Below are 250 nucleotides of genomic sequence, written 5' to 3'. Positions count from 1 at the left end.
GTATTGCCGTGCGCCTGGCAGGGCAAGGCGAGCCGCGCGATGGCGCCCTGTTGGCCGCGCTGGCGGTGGGGGCGCAGCAGGGCATAGAGCGTGCGCAGTGGGACGTGCTATCGGCTACCGGCCGGACGCATATCGTCAGTGTGTCGGGCTTGCACATTACGCTGGTGGCTTCGCTGGTGGCCGGGGCTGCCAGCTTGCTGCGGCGGCGTTGGCCGCGTGTGCCGGCCATGCTGCCATGGTGGGCGGGGGC

1 protein-coding gene is annotated in these 250 nt (G+C 71.6%); it reads left to right on the top strand.

Annotated elements, in window-relative coordinates; genetic code table 11:
* Window positions 1-50 precede the first annotated feature (50 nt).
* Window positions 51-250: ComEC/Rec2 family competence protein (locus tag O4G76_RS21235; RefSeq protein ID WP_269399073.1), on the top strand; the 200-nt coding region annotated here is incomplete at its 3' end.

Origin of the sequence: Limimaricola sp. G21655-S1, from assembly GCF_027213785.1 — a bacterium.
Lineage (GTDB): Bacteria > Pseudomonadota > Alphaproteobacteria > Rhodobacterales > Rhodobacteraceae > Limimaricola.
Note: the sequence above shows the minus strand (reverse complement) of the source record. Positions and strands in the feature narration are given on the sequence as shown.